General features: G+C 35.1%; 13 protein-coding genes. 12 read left to right on the top strand and 1 reads right to left on the bottom strand.

What is annotated here, in order from left to right:
- Positions 1 to 147: 147 nt before the first annotated feature.
- The 5 genes from BLQ56_RS12110 (at position 148) to BLQ56_RS12090 (ending at position 4,887) form a co-directional block, all read left to right on the top strand.
- Entirely contained in the window at positions 148 to 1,359 is a 1,212-nt protein-coding gene (locus tag BLQ56_RS12110; protein ID WP_090854404.1) for a PP2C family protein-serine/threonine phosphatase, read from the top strand.
- A 17-nt stretch (positions 1,360 to 1,376) separates the two neighbouring features.
- Entirely contained in the window at positions 1,377 to 1,784 is a 408-nt protein-coding gene (locus BLQ56_RS12105) for an ATP-binding protein (RefSeq protein WP_175490283.1), read from the top strand.
- Positions 1,785 to 1,788: 4 nt separating this feature from the next.
- Positions 1,789 to 2,151 (top strand): STAS domain-containing protein, encoded by a 363-nt coding sequence (locus tag BLQ56_RS12100; protein WP_175490282.1) that lies wholly within the window; start codon positions 1,789 to 1,791, stop codon positions 2,149 to 2,151.
- On the top strand, positions 2,148 to 3,839 hold the full coding sequence (locus BLQ56_RS12095; RefSeq protein ID WP_090854395.1) for a methyl-accepting chemotaxis protein: 1,692 nt from the start codon (positions 2,148 to 2,150) through the stop codon (positions 3,837 to 3,839). Before BLQ56_RS12100 ends, BLQ56_RS12095 begins: the two co-directional genes overlap by 4 nt.
- Before the next feature lie 184 nt (positions 3,840 to 4,023).
- Complete coding sequence (locus BLQ56_RS12090; protein ID WP_090854392.1) at positions 4,024 to 4,887, top strand: nitroreductase family protein; 864 nt, start codon at positions 4,024 to 4,026, stop codon at positions 4,885 to 4,887.
- Between the two features lie 277 nt (positions 4,888 to 5,164).
- On the opposite strand, the gene guaC is transcribed toward BLQ56_RS12090, so the two are convergent.
- The gene (gene guaC, locus BLQ56_RS12085; RefSeq protein ID WP_090854389.1) at positions 5,165 to 6,148 is read right to left on the bottom strand and encodes a GMP reductase; all 984 of its coding nucleotides are present in this window, start codon (positions 6,146 to 6,148) and stop codon (positions 5,165 to 5,167) included.
- 388 nt (positions 6,149 to 6,536) lie between these two features.
- Here guaC and BLQ56_RS12080 point away from each other — a divergent pair, with 388 nt between their 5' ends.
- The 7 genes from BLQ56_RS12080 to BLQ56_RS12050 all read left to right on the top strand — a co-directional run bounded on the left by BLQ56_RS12080 (position 6,537) and on the right by BLQ56_RS12050 (position 15,207).
- Positions 6,537 to 8,204 (top strand): ribonuclease J, encoded by a 1,668-nt coding sequence (locus BLQ56_RS12080; RefSeq protein WP_090854386.1) that lies wholly within the window; start codon positions 6,537 to 6,539, stop codon positions 8,202 to 8,204.
- Positions 8,205 to 8,588: 384 nt separating this feature from the next.
- Positions 8,589 to 9,599 carry a biotin synthase BioB gene (gene bioB, locus BLQ56_RS12075; protein WP_090854383.1) on the top strand — a complete coding sequence of 337 codons (1,011 nt, stop codon included), beginning with the start codon at positions 8,589 to 8,591 and terminating at the stop codon, positions 9,597 to 9,599.
- Positions 9,600 to 9,816: 217 nt separating this feature from the next.
- A complete protein-coding gene (locus BLQ56_RS12070) occupies positions 9,817 to 11,163 on the top strand; it encodes an MATE family efflux transporter (RefSeq protein WP_090854380.1) in 1,347 nt (448 codons plus the stop codon).
- 52 nt (positions 11,164 to 11,215) lie between these two features.
- On the top strand, positions 11,216 to 12,226 hold the full coding sequence (locus BLQ56_RS12065; protein WP_090854377.1) for a permease: 1,011 nt from the start codon (positions 11,216 to 11,218) through the stop codon (positions 12,224 to 12,226).
- A gap of 15 nt (positions 12,227 to 12,241) precedes the next feature.
- Entirely contained in the window at positions 12,242 to 13,204 is a 963-nt protein-coding gene (locus tag BLQ56_RS12060) for a TIGR03943 family putative permease subunit (protein WP_090854374.1), read from the top strand.
- A 441-nt stretch (positions 13,205 to 13,645) separates the two neighbouring features.
- Positions 13,646 to 14,704, top strand: a complete 1,059-nt coding sequence (locus tag BLQ56_RS12055) for an NAD(P)/FAD-dependent oxidoreductase (protein WP_090854371.1) — start codon at positions 13,646 to 13,648, stop codon at positions 14,702 to 14,704.
- A gap of 221 nt (positions 14,705 to 14,925) precedes the next feature.
- Positions 14,926 to 15,207, top strand: coding sequence for a DUF2325 domain-containing protein (locus tag BLQ56_RS12050; RefSeq protein ID WP_090854368.1), 282 nt, complete (start codon positions 14,926 to 14,928; stop codon positions 15,205 to 15,207).
- The last annotated feature ends 105 nt before the right edge of the window (positions 15,208 to 15,312 follow it).

The following is a 15,312-nucleotide window of genomic DNA, read 5'->3' as shown; positions in this document are numbered from 1 at the left end:
AATAAAACTAAAAAAGTTCAATAAATTGTCGATATATGTAGTATAAAGTCTAAAAATATTTAATTAAAGTTCCCTTTGTATGCTGACCTTATAGTGAAAGTACTTATTATTCAATAAAATCATGAATTATTTAAAAGGGGAAACAACTTGAAAAACATACAACGTAAGTTTGAGGAAGCTGCTCATAATGTTCTTAGTTTAATGAATGAAACAGTTGAAGCAAGGTCGTTTTTTATTAGTAGTACAACACAAAATCGTTTTAAGATCCTTAATACAATCAATAATGAAGGTGGATGTACGATCCCAGATAAAGTAGATGAACCATTAGATCTTTCATATTGTGGTTATGTTACTAATGAGAAAAAGCCTTTGTTGATTACAGATGCATTACAAAATTCTTTAGTACGAGAATTACAAATAACTCAAACAGTTTCAATCAGATCATACTTAGGGGTGCCTATTGTTTTAGAGGATGGAAGTGTTTTTGGTACATTATGTGCATTGGACCCAGATCCAAACGTTTTAAGTGAGGCTGATATTCCTAAACTGCTAATCTATGCCAGTTTAATCGCGAATACAATTGAGTTGGAAGAGACAGTTGTTAGAATAAAGAATAATGAAATCCAAGCAAAAAAAGAACTGCAATTGGCAAGTAAAATTCAGTTAGCCACTCTGGATAACGTACCTAAGGATCCTAATCTAGAAGTTGATTATCTATATAAACCTTCAGCGATGTTATCAGGTGATTTATATGCATGGAATCAAATCGAAGAGGGAGTTTATGGTGCAGTCGTTTTAGATGTAATGGGTCATGGGGTGTCGTCGGCTTTAATTGGAATGGCGATTTATCCACAATTAAAGGACTTGATTCAACAAGAAAAAGAACCATATAAAGTGATGAAGAAGATAAACGGGTTGTTAATCTCACTCTTCCAACATGAAGATTTCTATATATATGTGACTGGAATTTATGTTTATTTAGACTTAAATAAAGGAGAAATACAGTATTTGAATGCTGGGCATCCACCAGGAATTATCATAACAGACAAGGATGAGAAACGAGATTTTCTAAAGGATGGAACAGTGCCACTTGGAATTCTCAAGGATTTACCTTGTAATACAGGAGTTGTTCATTTTTCCCAAGATGCAACGCTCATTCTATTTACAGACGGATTAACAGATCATTTTAGGAAAAATGGAAAAGTTAGTGCGAGAGATATACTTAGCAGACTTATTGATAATTCTCTAAAGGCAACCTCTTCATTTACTGCCTATATAGAGGAACAACTAGATGGAAAAGAAGATTTAGAGGATGACGTGTGTGTACTATCCTTTAAATTGAAACAAATAGAAAGGTAGGAATTTAGAGTGTGAATATGAATATTCAGATACCATGCAAGGAAATGGTTATAGAACAAATAGATGATGTAGTTAAATCCTTTCTCAAGTGTTTATCTGGAGATGTTGATCGAAGATTAGTATTTGCTATCCATGAACTAATCATTAATGCTTTTGAAGCAACATTGAGGAAATATAACGACCAAGCATCAAACTACCCTATTAATTTATATATAAAAATGGAAGAAAATGTTATTTTAGTAGAGATTACTGATCAAGGGGATGGAATGGCTCATCATTTAAATCCTATTGATCATAAACAGTTGGAAGAAGTCCTGCTCCAAGATAGAGGTCGTGGATTGTTGATGGTTAAGAAAATGGTAGATAAGATTTCCTTCTTAAATGAAGGAAAGGGATTCAAAGTCAGTATTGAAAAAAGGAGATAAAACAATGAAGACTGTTTTAGAGCATAGAATAGAAGAAGGTACGATCATTATAGAAATTTCCGGAAAATTACAATATAACCAATCAGAATCTGTGAAGGGAAAACTTATTGATTTCATACAAGAAGGAAAATTTAATTATATATTTGATTTATCAAATTTAGAAAATATTGATAGTACAGGTATGGGATTATTTATTACTTTTATGAATCATATAGAAAATAAAGAATCAAAAATATACCTAGTTATTAAAGATGAATTCATTAAAGAGTTATTTGAGATTGCCAAGCTAGATCAATTATTCGTGATTGATACGTCAGTAGAAAATGTTATGGGGAAACTCGTTAAGAAGGAGAACGGAAATATATGAAAATAGGAATCAAGGAAAAGCTTACGATTGCATTTATTGTGTTCTTTAGCATAGGTTCAATCATACTCATTTTTACTTCTGTTACAACAGTTAAGAGAGATGTCATAAATGTTGCAAATGAAAATTTAAAGACTGCATATAGTGTTGCAGAGGAACTGTTGGATGAACAATACCCAGGTGATTGGACGATTAAGGAAGATCAGTTATATAAGGGAAATGTAAAGTTAAATGATAATTTTGAAATGGTTGATAAAATTGGCTCATTAACTAATAATGCGGTAACTATTTTTATGGGTGATACAAGAGTATCAACAAATGTAATGCTAGAAGATGGAACGAGAGCGGTTGGCACTCAAGTTTCAAAAGAAGTGGCGGACAAAACGTTAACTAATGGAGACACCTATACAGGTGAAGCAACAGTTGTTGGAAAACAGCTTATTACGATTTATGAGCCTATTAAAGATTCTTCAGGTGAAATAATTGGTATGTTCTTTGTTGGATATCCAATGGAAGCCTATCATAAAATGGCATTTGACTTTCAGAATAAGTTAATTATATTTGGTTTAGTTGAAATCATTATTATGGGAATCATTATTTATTTCTTGGTGCGAAGACAAGTAAAACCTCTATTATCAGTAACAAATGTTGCAAAAGAAATTGCAGGTGGCAATTTAACTGTTAATCAAATAGAAATTAAATCAAAAGATGAAATTGGTGAATTAGCTCAATCGATTAACTTGATGAGTGTAAATTTAAAACGATTAATTACAGGGATAAAAGAGTCTGCAAATCGAACAGCAGAAACCTCTATGGAACTTTCGGCAAGTGCAGAAGTAACAGGAGAAATGGGTTCACAGATTGCTAAGACAACGACTACTATTGCTGAAGGAACAAGCCGTCAATCAGATGAAGCCACTCGAATTTTAGCTGGAATGGAAAAAGCACTTTCTCAAATAGAGAAGGGGAATGAATTTGTTAATCAAACATTGAATAGTGCGACTAACTCATCTCGTGAAGCTGAATTGGGAAATAAAGCAATCAATGATTCGATCAAACATTTAGGAAAGGTTACGAATACGGTAGAGTTTGCAACCGAATCAATCCAAAAGCTGGGAAGTCGTTCTGAAGAGATAGGTGGAATCATTACCGTAATTTCTGATATTGCAAATCAAACGAATCTATTAGCATTAAATGCAGCAATCGAAGCAGCACGAGCTGGTGAACATGGAAAAGGATTTTCAGTTGTGGCATCAGAAGTAAGAAAACTAGCAGAGCAGTCAAACCAAGCTGCTGAAAAAATTACATCATTGATAGAAGATATACAATCTGAAACAAAAGTAACCGTTAATACGATGGAAACTAATTTAGAAGCAGTGAAAGAACAGGTATTCTTAATCGAGAAAGGTGGAAAATCACTTCACCAAATCGTTGAAAATGTAAAAGAAACAGAAACAGGTGTGACATCTCTTAAAGAAGTAATTGAGGTTATTACGAGTTCTTCTAATGATGTCTTAGAGTCGATAAGAAACATTAACGAAATTATTGAAATTTCTGCAGCGTCTACAGAAGAAGCTGCTGCTTCAACAGAGGAACAGGCCTCAACTATTGAGGAAGTGGCAAGTATATCGAAAGAATTAGCGAAGATTGCTCAAAATCTCCAAGAAGAATTGTCAACTTTTAAGATTTAATCAAATAGTAAGGCTGTCTTTTGCCAAGACAGTCTTTTTCCTTTGAGGTGAGGGGACGGTTCTCGCGTCTCATTTCGATTATGGAATAATCTCTTTTCTACTTCAATTTATCTAATAGAAGGAGTAGAATTAAGCTTACAATGAGGTTTGTCTAGCATTTATAGAAGTTAGCCGGAGGGATCAAATGAATTATAAGAAATCAGTTATTGACACAATGAGCAAACGGCAATCTATAAGAACATATGACAGTAAAGATCTAACAATATCACATGATGAAAAGTTGAATGAATACTTGAGAATTGAGCAGAATTTGATTGGCCCCTTTGGAAGACGAGGAAGGATAGAACTTATTCAAGTTAAAAATAATGTTACTGACAAAGGCATTAAGTTAGGCACCTACGGTTTTATTAAAAATCCAAAAGGATTTTTAGTGGGTTTAGCAGAAAATAATAAGTATTCACTAGTAGAGTTCGGTTATATTTTTCAAAAGCTTGTTTTATATTTAACAGAATTAGAAATTGGAAGTTGCTGGATGGGAGGGACTTTTCAGCGAAATTCGTTTGAAAAGGAGATTGTGCTTTACGAGAATGAATTTATTCCTTGTATCACACCATTTGGTTATGCGAAAGAAAAACAGCGAATGTTTGACAAAGCACTTCGTATCGTTGTAAAAGCAGATAATAAAAAGTCATGGGAAAAACTATTTTATGATACAACATTTGAAAATAGTTTACTAAAGGAAAACGCGGGCCATTTGGAAATTCCGATTGAAATGGTGAGATTAGGTCCTTCTGCATCAAACAAACAACCATGGAGAATTGTATTGTCCCAGGATCGTAATACTTGTCATTTTTTCATTGAACATACACCAAATTATAGCAGTAGCCTAGGATATGATATGCAATTATTAGACCTGGGAATTGCGATGTGTCAGTTTGATTTAGCATGTAAAGAACTTAGCATCGAAGGTAGTTGGGTCATTGAGAACCCGCAAGTTAATTTACCAAACGAAGAAACAGAATATATAGCTAGCTGGAAAAATAACTAATATGAGACTAGGACAAAACTAAAGTGTTTAACAGAATTCCGAATAAATTAGTAACTTTAGCGGATGAAATATACGTAGACTCCTGCGGGATGAAAAGCAACGGTGAGACCCCGCAGTGCGAAGCGCGAGGAGGCTCACCAGCTTCCCGCGGGAAGCGAAGTATATTTCAGGAGCGGTGTTTCTATACCATTTTATGAATATTCGGATTATCACCTAGTTAAAACACATTTGTCCCAGTCTCTTTCATATGATTTTTGAATTCTTACGCACTTTAAAACTAATAGGTTTTATCTCCATTAAAGATTGAATTCTTTACAACCACATAATCCACATGACGTATTGCGTCAAGCTTGTTTCCTCCGGAGTAAGAGATAGAGGATTGAAGGTCTTGTTCCATTTCTTTCAATGTTTCTTCCAATGATCCGTTGTGCTCGACTAACATCTTCTTACCTTCAACATTTTTTCTTTCACCTTTTTGGTATTCTGAAGCCGAACCAAAGTATTCCTTGTATAGTTTTCCATCTTGTTCGATTGTGACACCAGGAGATTCTTCGTGACCTGCGAATAACGATCCAATCATCACCATGGATGCACCAAATCTAACCGATTTAGCAATGTCACCATGTGTACGAATACCCCCATCAGCGATAATAGGCTTACTTGCTGCCTTTGCACACCAACGTAGAGCAGCTAGTTGCCAGCCGCCTGTGCCAAATCCTGTTTTAATTTTAGTTATACAAACCTTTCCAGGTCCAATTCCTACCTTTGTAGCATCTGCACCAGCATGTTCTAGTTCTCTCACTGCCTCAGGAGTTCCGACATTCCCAGCAATTACAAAGCTTCCAGGTATGTATTTCTTAATATGTTGGATCATTTTAATGACCGCATTTGAATGACCATGTGCAATATCTATTGTAATGTACTCAGGGGTAATGCCTTGCTCTGCTAATTCTTGTATAAATTGATATTCTTCTTCTTTTACTCCTACACTTATTGACGAGTATAACCCTTTTGCTTTCATCTCTTTTACAAATGTTAACCGCTTTTCAGGCTCAAAGCGATGCATGATATAAAAATAACCCTTTTCAGCTAAATAAACTGCAATCTTTTCATCAATGATTGTCTGCATGTTTGCCGGGACAACAGGTAACTTAAAGGTATGACTCCCAAAGGTGACTGATGTATCACACTCAGTTCGGCTATTAACTATACTTTTTGCTGGAATTAATTGAATATCTTCATAATCAAATACATTTTCCACGAATCTTCCCCCCTAGCTTTCTAAAAAAATGGCAACCATAGGTAACGTACATTTTTTCTTTCAGTATGTCAAAGAATTGTTAATATATTCATCTGTTTAAGTAAGATGGTTCGAATTGGAAGGATATTTTCTCAAATTTTGTTGTTTGAGACATAAAACATTGAAATGGTTTTGTTACAAGCAGGCTGAATACACGTAGACTCCTGCGGGACTAGTGGCCAAAGTGAGACCCCGCAGGAGCCGTAGCGACGAGGAGGCTCACTGGTCACCCGCCGGACGGGAAGTGTATTCAGCCTGCGGCTTTAAAAGACGAAAACGACCAATTGTAATTACACAACTAGGATATGGGCATACTATTTGTAGTTTATTAAAGTAGGAGGAATTTAATTTGAGTAAACATGAAGCCTCATTATCCTTCTTTGCATTGGGAGGATTACACGAAATTGGTAAGAACATGTATGCAATTGAATATGGTGATAAAATCATTGTGATTGATTGTGGCAATAAATTTCCTGATGAAAGTTTATTGGGAGTTGACTTAATTATTCCAGATATGTCCTATCTACAAGAAAATAAAGACAGAATTAAAGCATTGATAGTCACACATGGCCATGAGGATCATATCGGTGGAATCCCATACTTTTTGAAAAAAATGAATGTACCAGTTTATGCAACCAGGTTCACTTTAGGCTTGATCGAATTAAAGTTGGATGAGCACAAACTACTTAGAGACACAGAATTAGTTGAAATAAATAGAGATTCTGAATTAAATTTTGACGAGATCAGTGTGAATTTCTTTAAAGTAAGTCATAGTATTCCTGATTGTTTAGGTATCGTCTTTACTACTCCAGAAGGAAAGATTGTACATACTGGGGACTTTAAGTTTGATTTGACACCCGCCGGAAATGAACACTCTGATATTCACAAAATGGCGGAAATCGGTAGAGAAGGGGTATTACTTCTTATCTCTGAGAGTACGAATGCTGAGCGGCCAGGTTTAACACCAACAGAGCAAATGGTAGGAGATCACGTTTTAGAGGCATTTAGAAAAGCAAAACGAAAAGTAATCCTGTCAACATTTGCTTCCAATATTCATCGTGTGCAACAGGTTGTTGATGCATGTCATATAACGAATCGCAAATTAGCATTACTTGGAAGAAGTATGTTAAATGTCGTTGATATTGCAATGGAGAGAGGGTACTTAAATGTACCTGAAGGTATGTTAATAGAGCAAGATCAAATCAATGAGTTACCTCCTGAACAAGTTGCTGTACTTTGTACAGGGAGTCAAGGAGAGCCCAATGCTGCGCTTGCTCGTTTATCGACTGGCAACTTTCGTGGTGTAGAAATACTCCCTGAGGATACCGTAATCTTTGCAGCAGGACCGATTCCTGGGAATGAGCGTAATGTCACAAAAATTGTTGATAATTTATTTACATTAGGAGCTAAAGTGATTTACGGTTCTGGAAAAGGGATGCATGTTTCTGGTCACGGTTATCAAGAGGATTTGAAACTGATGCTTACCTTAATGAGGCCAACTTATTTTGTACCGATTCATGGAGAATACAGAATGCTACATTTACACCGAGAGTTAGCTGAATCCGTAGGAGTAGAGGAAGGTAACACATTTCTTATAAATAATGGAGATGTTCTTGATATAAAGAATAAAGTAGCTACACAAACAAGAAATATTCCGACTGGCAATACGTATGTTGATGGAGTTGCAGCGGGGGATGTAGGAGAAATTGTTCTACGTGATCGAAAACAGCTTTCAGAAGATGGAATGCTTGTTATTGTTTTAACAATGAGTAAAAGAGAACGTAGATTGATTTCTGAACCAGATACGATAACCCGTGGGTTTGTATATGCAAAAGAATCAGAAGAGCTACTTAAAGATGTGAATCGCCTAATAAAAAAGACAGTATCAGAGATAAAAGGTGAGAACAAATATCAATGGAATGAAATAAAACAAAATGTGAGAAAATCTGTAGGACAACATATATTCAAACAAACAAGAAAAAAACCAATGATTCTTCCTATTATTATCGAAGTTTAGTCATACTACATGATAAAAGAGGAGGTCCTAGGGCGTTAATCCAGCCCAAGGACCTCCTCTTTCTTTTTAGCTGTTTTCGTATAGATTGTTGCTTTGAAATCCGCAGGCTGAATACACTCCGCGTCCGGCGGGTGACCAGTGAGCCTCCTCGTCGCGAATGCTCCTGTGGGGTCTCACTTTGGCCACTGGTATGAGCAGGAGTCTACGTGTATTCAGCCTGCTTGAAACTACCACTTCAATGTTTTATGTCTAAAACAACTAAATTTTAGAAAACAGCCTTCTTTTTTAGTATAAAAATCTATTGACACCTCTAAATATGTTAACTTAAAATTATAAATGGTTTACATACAAAACGTGGGAAACAAGGAATTAACTGGAGGTATTGTGATGGAATGGATGAATCTTGCAAACCGAGTTATACAAGAAGAGGAACTATCAGATGTGGAGGCACTGTCAATTTTAACATGCTCTGATGATGATATATTGTTGCTAATGCATGCAGCTTTTCATATTCGAAAGCATTATTTTGGTAGGAAAGTAAAGCTTAATATGATTATTAATGCAAAATCTGGATTATGTCCTGAAAACTGTGGTTACTGCTCACAATCCCGAGTATCAGAAGCACCAATTGAATCATATAAGATGTTAACTAAGGAAAAACTTATTGAAGGAGCAAAGCGAGCACATGATTTAAATATAGGAACATATTGTATTGTGGCAAGTGGGAGAGGGCCATCTAATAAAGAAGTAGACCAAGTGGTAGATGCTGTCTTAGATATTAAGAAAACATACGGACTGAAAATTTGTGCTTGTCTTGGAATTTTGAATCCAAATCAAGCGAAACGTTTAAAAGATGCAGGTGTTGATCGGTACAATCATAATCTGAACACCTCAAAAAGTAACCACGACAACATAACCACATCTCATTCGTATGATGATCGTGTTACTACAGTAGAGTTGGCTAAAGATGCAGGATTGTCACCATGCTCAGGTGTAATTGTAGGAATGAAGGAAACTAAACAAGATGTAATTGATATAGCACGAAGCTTAAAAGCACTTGATGCAGATTCTATTCCAGTTAATTTTCTACACGCTATTGATGGTACACCTTTAGAAGGAACAAATGAGCTTAGTCCTCTTTATTGTCTAAAGGTTTTAGCGCTATTCCGATTTATTAACCCAACAAAGGAAATTCGAATTTCGGGTGGAAGAGAGGTAAATCTTAGATCTTTACAACCACTAGGATTATTTGCAGCGAATTCGATCTTTGTTGGTAATTACTTAACAACCTCCGGACAAGAGGAACTGGAAGATTATAAGATGCTCCATGATTTAGGTTTTGAGATAGAGACAGTTGAAGAAATGAAGAATTCATTATCTATGATAAATAGATAGGTTAAAAGAGCGGCTTCTCAAGGGGGGAGTCGCTTATATGATGAAGATAAAATAAAGGTTGATTTCATTCCCTATTTTATATATGATAAAGGTCGTATTCATTCCTAGTTACACTAAGTATTATCTGTAAAAGTTTGGTTTTTAAATCGTAATGATTACGAACATCAACGACACTAAAGAATGAAAGTTCAAACACATAGAAATTGGGAGAATTAATATGAAACAAGCAGCCATCAAAGACCTTCAAAATAATAACACCGAAATCACTCATAAAAGCTATCTTCTCCTAGCCTTTCCTTTGATTATCTCAGGACTCTCAACCCCTATATTAGGTGCAGTAGATACAGCAGTGGTAGGTAGATTAGCAGAACCTAGTATGATAGGTGGAGTTGCGATTGGTGCACTCATTTTCAATATTATGTATTGGTTATTTGGCTTTCTGCGAGTGAGTACGACTAGTTTTACTGCACAAGCTGAAGGTTCAAAAAATGTAAACGAACGATCACTGTCATTCTTCCGACCTTTATCCATCGCCATTGTTATGGGTTTCTTTTTTATTCTAGTACAATATCCTATATTACATGTAACAGTTTCAATGATGGGAACAAGTGAGTCAGTAGCAGACCAGGTAAAAGACTATTTCTATATTCGAATTTGGGGTGCACCATTTACGTTGGCTAGTTATGTTCTGATTGGCTGGATGATGGGAATGTCAAAGGTAAGAGAGACGTTGTACATTCAACTTTTTATGAATGGGTTGAATATCATCCTTGATATATTATTTGTAATTGGTTTAGGTTATGGGGTAAAAGGAGTTGCTAGTGCAACCTTAATTTCTGAAATCAGTGCTGTTATATTTGCATTTATCCTTATTAGTAGAGGGGGATATATAAATTTTTCACCTGCACTTCTTCGATCAATCTTTGATCCTGTTCCATTTGTTAAAATGATAAAAATGAATCGAGATTTATTTCTTCGGACCGTTTGCTTGTTAACTATGACTTTCTTATTTACTAGAGAAGGTGCACGTATGGGGGAAGTCACGTTAGCTGCAAATGCAATCTTACTTCAAATTCAATATATCTTGGCATACTTTTTTGGTGGTTTAGCAAATGCTTCTAGTATTCTCATAGGTAGAGCGTTTGGAGAAAAGAACACTAGACTTTTTAGTAGGGTGATCACTCTATCTGCACAATGGGGATTCATTACTGCAACAATACTAGCATTAACATTATTATCGATGAATCAAGATATTGTAGGATTGTTTACTACAATAACAGAGGTTCGAGATACTAGCATCCAATTTTTTATATGGATGATTGTATTTCCTTTCGTAGGTTTTTGGGGACTTCAATTAGAAGGCATATTTTCAGGAGCAGCAAGAGCAAAGGAAATTAGAAATTCGATTGCACTTGCTTTAATCGTGTTTCTTATCTCTCTTTGGGGATTAACTCCTTATTTTGGGAATCATGGATTATGGATTGCATTTATCCTTTTCAGTTTTTCAAGATCCATGTTTTTATGGATGTTTGTTCCTAAACTTACTAGATTAGTAAAAAATTAACTTCAAGGGTTTAGAGAATCGTTAGATCAGCATATACACAAAGGAGTAAGATATGAAGGGTTCATTTTCGACCATAGTAAAAGATTTTATTGGACTTGCCTTAATTGTCCTATTCATCTATTTGTTTCTTTTTGTAGATATATCTTCATTTAATAAATTTAATATCCCAAGAGATTGGCTTAATGTAAATACGATATTCCTAAGTATCGTGTTAGAGGCTATTCCGTTTATCCTGTTGGGTGTGTTTGTATCAGCTTTGATACAAACATTTGTATCTGAGCAATGGTTACAAAAATACATTCCTAAGAACCCATTTGCAGCTTTAATACCTGCTGCGCTTTTGGGAGCAATCTTTCCAATTTGTGAATGTGCGATTGTACCCATTGTTAGACGACTAATAAAGAAAGGTATGCCACTTCATGTGGGAGTTGTTTTCTTAGTCGGAGCTCCAATCTTAAATCCAGTTGTATTTGCTTCAACCTATTATGCATTTCAATCGAATAAAGAGATTGTTTATGCAAGGATGGGCTTGGCGTTTATATTATCAATCATTATAGGACTGATTCTTTATCTGATCTTTAAGAATAAAGATCAGATAAAATGGTCGATGGAAGAAATAGCTGGAAAAAGGAATACCGAACCTGTGCTAGGCGGAAATAAGTTGAAAGCAACTTTTTATCATGCAAGTGATGAATTTTTCGATATGGGAAAGTACCTTATAATGGGGGCTTTTATAGCAAGCTTGTTTCAGACGTTTCTTGATCGAAGCATATTACAGGCGATTGGTTCAAATGAAGTACTTGGTCCGCTTGTAATGATGGGATTTGCCTATGTTTTGTCTTTATGTTCGGAAGCGGACGCATTTGTTGCATCCTCCTTCGGAAATACCTTTACAACAGGTTCCATTCTTGCATTCTTAGTGTATGGTCCAATGTTAGATTTAAAGAATACCATTATGCTATTTGCTTATTTTAAAGCTAGATTTGTCATTTGCTTTATGGTGGTTGTGACAGTTGTTGTCTTTTTAGCTATTCTGATTTATCAGCAAATGACGTTTATTTAGGGGGGAGTAAGTAATATGGAAATAAATCGTGATCAACATTTTCACATGTACATTCGTGGAATTATATTAATTGGATTTACAATGCTTTTATTTAAGTTGATTGTAAATGGTGATATCATCAATTTCATTGCACCTAGAATGATGCCATTTATTTATTTTGCAACTGGAACCTTCTTGTTAATGGGAGTTATACAAATCTGGAGAAGTGGTAGTAAAAAGGTAGATGACGTCCACTGTGATTGTGGTGCAGACCACCATGTGAAAGGTTCATCAATAAAGTCTATCCTTCTTTATTCTCTGTTTATTATTCCAGTAGTCACAGGCTTTATGTTCTCTAATAATGTATTAGACAGTTCTGTGATTGAAAAGAGAGGGATTAAGTATGGTTCAGGACTTTATACGAAGCCCCCTAGTCCTGAAGAAGCTAAGGCACTTGAACAAAGTGATACATCACGAGCAGAAGAATATTTAAAAAACCCAGATGAATATATGGAGAATTTAGATCAAGAGATTGCAGGTGTTGAAGGGCCCCCGTTAGAGCATCCAGAAGGCTTCGAGGTACAGGAACCCCCTGCTGAATATTACGATGTATTAAAAGAAGAACTTCTTCAAAAGGATAAGATTGTAGTAGAAGATGATAAGTATATTCCAATCATGAATATTATTGATGTTAATGTGGATCAGTTTGTCGGAAAAGAGTTAGAAATTGTTGGTTTTATTTATCGAGAAGAAGACTTTACAGAAAATCAAGTGGTTATAGCAAGATTTGGACTTTCTTGCTGTGTAGCAGATGCGTCTATTTATGGGACATTATCAACAGGAGAAATGACCAAGGACTTGGAAAATGATCAATGGGTAAGAGCAAAGGGTACTATTTCTCAAATCACCTATAACGATTGGCCGTTACCATACTTACAAATTACTGAGTTAGAGTTAATAGATCAACCTAAAGAGCCTTATATTTATGAGTATTATTAATAACTGATATTATACGCGATTTTTCTATAAGTGCTGATACTTATGGGGAATTCGCTTTTTTTTATATGGTTTTTATATGGATTGTTGCTTCTAAAGCCGCAGGCTGAATACACTCCGCGTCCGGCGGGTGACCAATGAGCCTCCTCGTCGCTAAGCTCCTGTGGGGTCTCACTTTGGCCACTGATCCCGCAGGAGTCTACGTGTATTCAGCCTGCTTGTAACTACCATTTCAATGTTTTATGTCGAAAACAACAAACTTTGAGAAAACAACCTTTTATTTTAGAAAAAGATTAACCTTCCTCAAGTATTCGAAAATTCTAATAAAAACTTTCAAATAGTATTGATAATCATTATCATTATAGGCTACAATGTAACTATGAAAAATTGAGAATGATTGTCAATCGACAATTTTATAATAATCCCTATAAGGAGTGAGTACGTATGAATAGTAAGAATAGAGAATTGTTTGACGTAACAATTATTGGTGGAGGTCCTGCTGGACTGTACTCAGCATTTTATAGTGGATTAAGAGAAATGAAGACGAAGATTATAGAATTCCAACCACAATTAGGTGGAAAAATCCACATATATCCTGAGAAGATGATCTGGGATATTGGTGGTCAAACACCTATTAGTGGAGAAAATCTTATAAAACAACTGGTAAAACAGGGTTTGACATTCAAGCCAGAGGTCGTTTTAAATGAGAAAGTTGTTTCGATGTTCCGTGATGAGAATGGAATCTTTGTTTTAAAGACTGCTTCTGGAGAGGAGCATTTATCAAAGACCGTTATTGTTGCAGTCGGTAGCGGTATCTTATTGCCACAGAAGTTGGATATTGAAGGAGCGGAGAAGTATGAGGTGTCTAACTTACATTACACTGTAAAAACACTTAAGTACTTCAAGGATAAAACAGTCATTGTTTCTGGCGGTGGTAATTCTGCTATTGATTGGGCGAATGAACTTGAGCCAATTGCGAAACAGGTGTATTTAACTTATCGCAAGGAACAATTATCAGGGCATGAAGCACAAATTACTCAATTGTTAAATAGCTCTGTTAAATGCTATTTCAATACAACAATCACAAAATTACTGGCTAGTCATGATCAACAGGTCATTCAGTCTGTTGAACTAACAAATCATGAGAAAAACGAAATCAATCTTTTAGAAGTAGATGATATCGTTATTAACCATGGATTTGAAAGAGATGCTTCCTTATTAGAGAATAGTGAGCTTGAAATAGAATTAATAGATAACTATTTTATTAAAGGCAGTAGTACAAGTGAATCAACAGTTGGTGGGCTTTATGGAGCTGGTGATATCCTAAAGCATGATGGGAAATTGTATTTAATTGCAGGAGCTTTTCAGGATGCTGCAAATGCGGTTAATAAGGCGAAATCATACATTCAACCCGATGCAGGTGAGTTTGGAATGGTCTCCTCACATAATGTGATTTTTAAAGAGCGTAACAAGCAGTTAATTAAAGAAATGATGGCTAATTGATAATGTTAAAATCGTTTAATCAATATATTTTGTTTGCACTCAGACTTCTCCGATCTAGAATGGGGAAGTTTTTTTATTTTCAAAAACTTTACAAATAATATATTGACAATGATAATCATTTTCAATTAGTATGTAAGTATAAATGATAATTGTTATCACTTGAAAAAGTTAAATGATTTAATACAGAAAATAGAATTTAATAATAGAGAGGAGTAACGGTTATGCGTTCATTACTTATAATAGGAGCAGATCATTTGGGAGTCATTCCTAATAAATTAGCGGATATGGGAATAGAGGATGTTGTACATATTGATGGAAGAAAAGTTCAAATGGTAAAGAAAGGAATACCAGAAAATATTCATTTTATTCTTATATTAACAGATTTTGTTAACCATAATTTATCAACGGTTATTAAACAAAAAGCAAAAAGTCAGTCTATTCCCATTTTCTATGCTAAACGTTCATGGTGTTCAATCTATCAGGCACTTAAACATGTCATATAATTTTAATGGTTTCCTATACTAATTTAATCCACTACTGAATGTTTAAAAGGCACTGTTTTCGTTCATAAAGGAGTAATATGTACTATTCTTTGGAAGGGATGCCTA

The sequence above is a fragment of the Litchfieldia salsa genome, assembly GCF_900104555.1.
In the GTDB taxonomy this organism is placed as follows: domain Bacteria; phylum Bacillota; class Bacilli; order Bacillales; family Bacillaceae_L; genus Litchfieldia; species Litchfieldia salsa.
Note: the sequence above shows the minus strand (reverse complement) of the source record. Positions and strands in the feature narration are given on the sequence as shown.

Coding starts and splice junctions, on each gene's coding strand:
- BLQ56_RS12095 (WP_090854395.1), top strand. CDS start 2,148: ATGAAAATAGGAATCAAGGAAAAGCTTACGATTGCATTTATTGTGTTC.
- BLQ56_RS12055 (WP_090854371.1), top strand. CDS start 13,646: ATGAATAGTAAGAATAGAGAATTGTTTGACGTAACAATTATTGGTGGA.
- BLQ56_RS12100 (WP_175490282.1), top strand. CDS start 1,789: ATGAAGACTGTTTTAGAGCATAGAATAGAAGAAGGTACGATCATTATA.
- BLQ56_RS12070 (WP_090854380.1), top strand. CDS start 9,817: ATGAAACAAGCAGCCATCAAAGACCTTCAAAATAATAACACCGAAATC.
- BLQ56_RS12065 (WP_090854377.1), top strand. CDS start 11,216: ATGAAGGGTTCATTTTCGACCATAGTAAAAGATTTTATTGGACTTGCC.
- BLQ56_RS12105 (WP_175490283.1), top strand. CDS start 1,377: ATGAATATTCAGATACCATGCAAGGAAATGGTTATAGAACAAATAGAT.
- BLQ56_RS12060 (WP_090854374.1), top strand. CDS start 12,242: ATGGAAATAAATCGTGATCAACATTTTCACATGTACATTCGTGGAATT.
- BLQ56_RS12050 (WP_090854368.1), top strand. CDS start 14,926: ATGCGTTCATTACTTATAATAGGAGCAGATCATTTGGGAGTCATTCCT.
- BLQ56_RS12090 (WP_090854392.1), top strand. CDS start 4,024: ATGAATTATAAGAAATCAGTTATTGACACAATGAGCAAACGGCAATCT.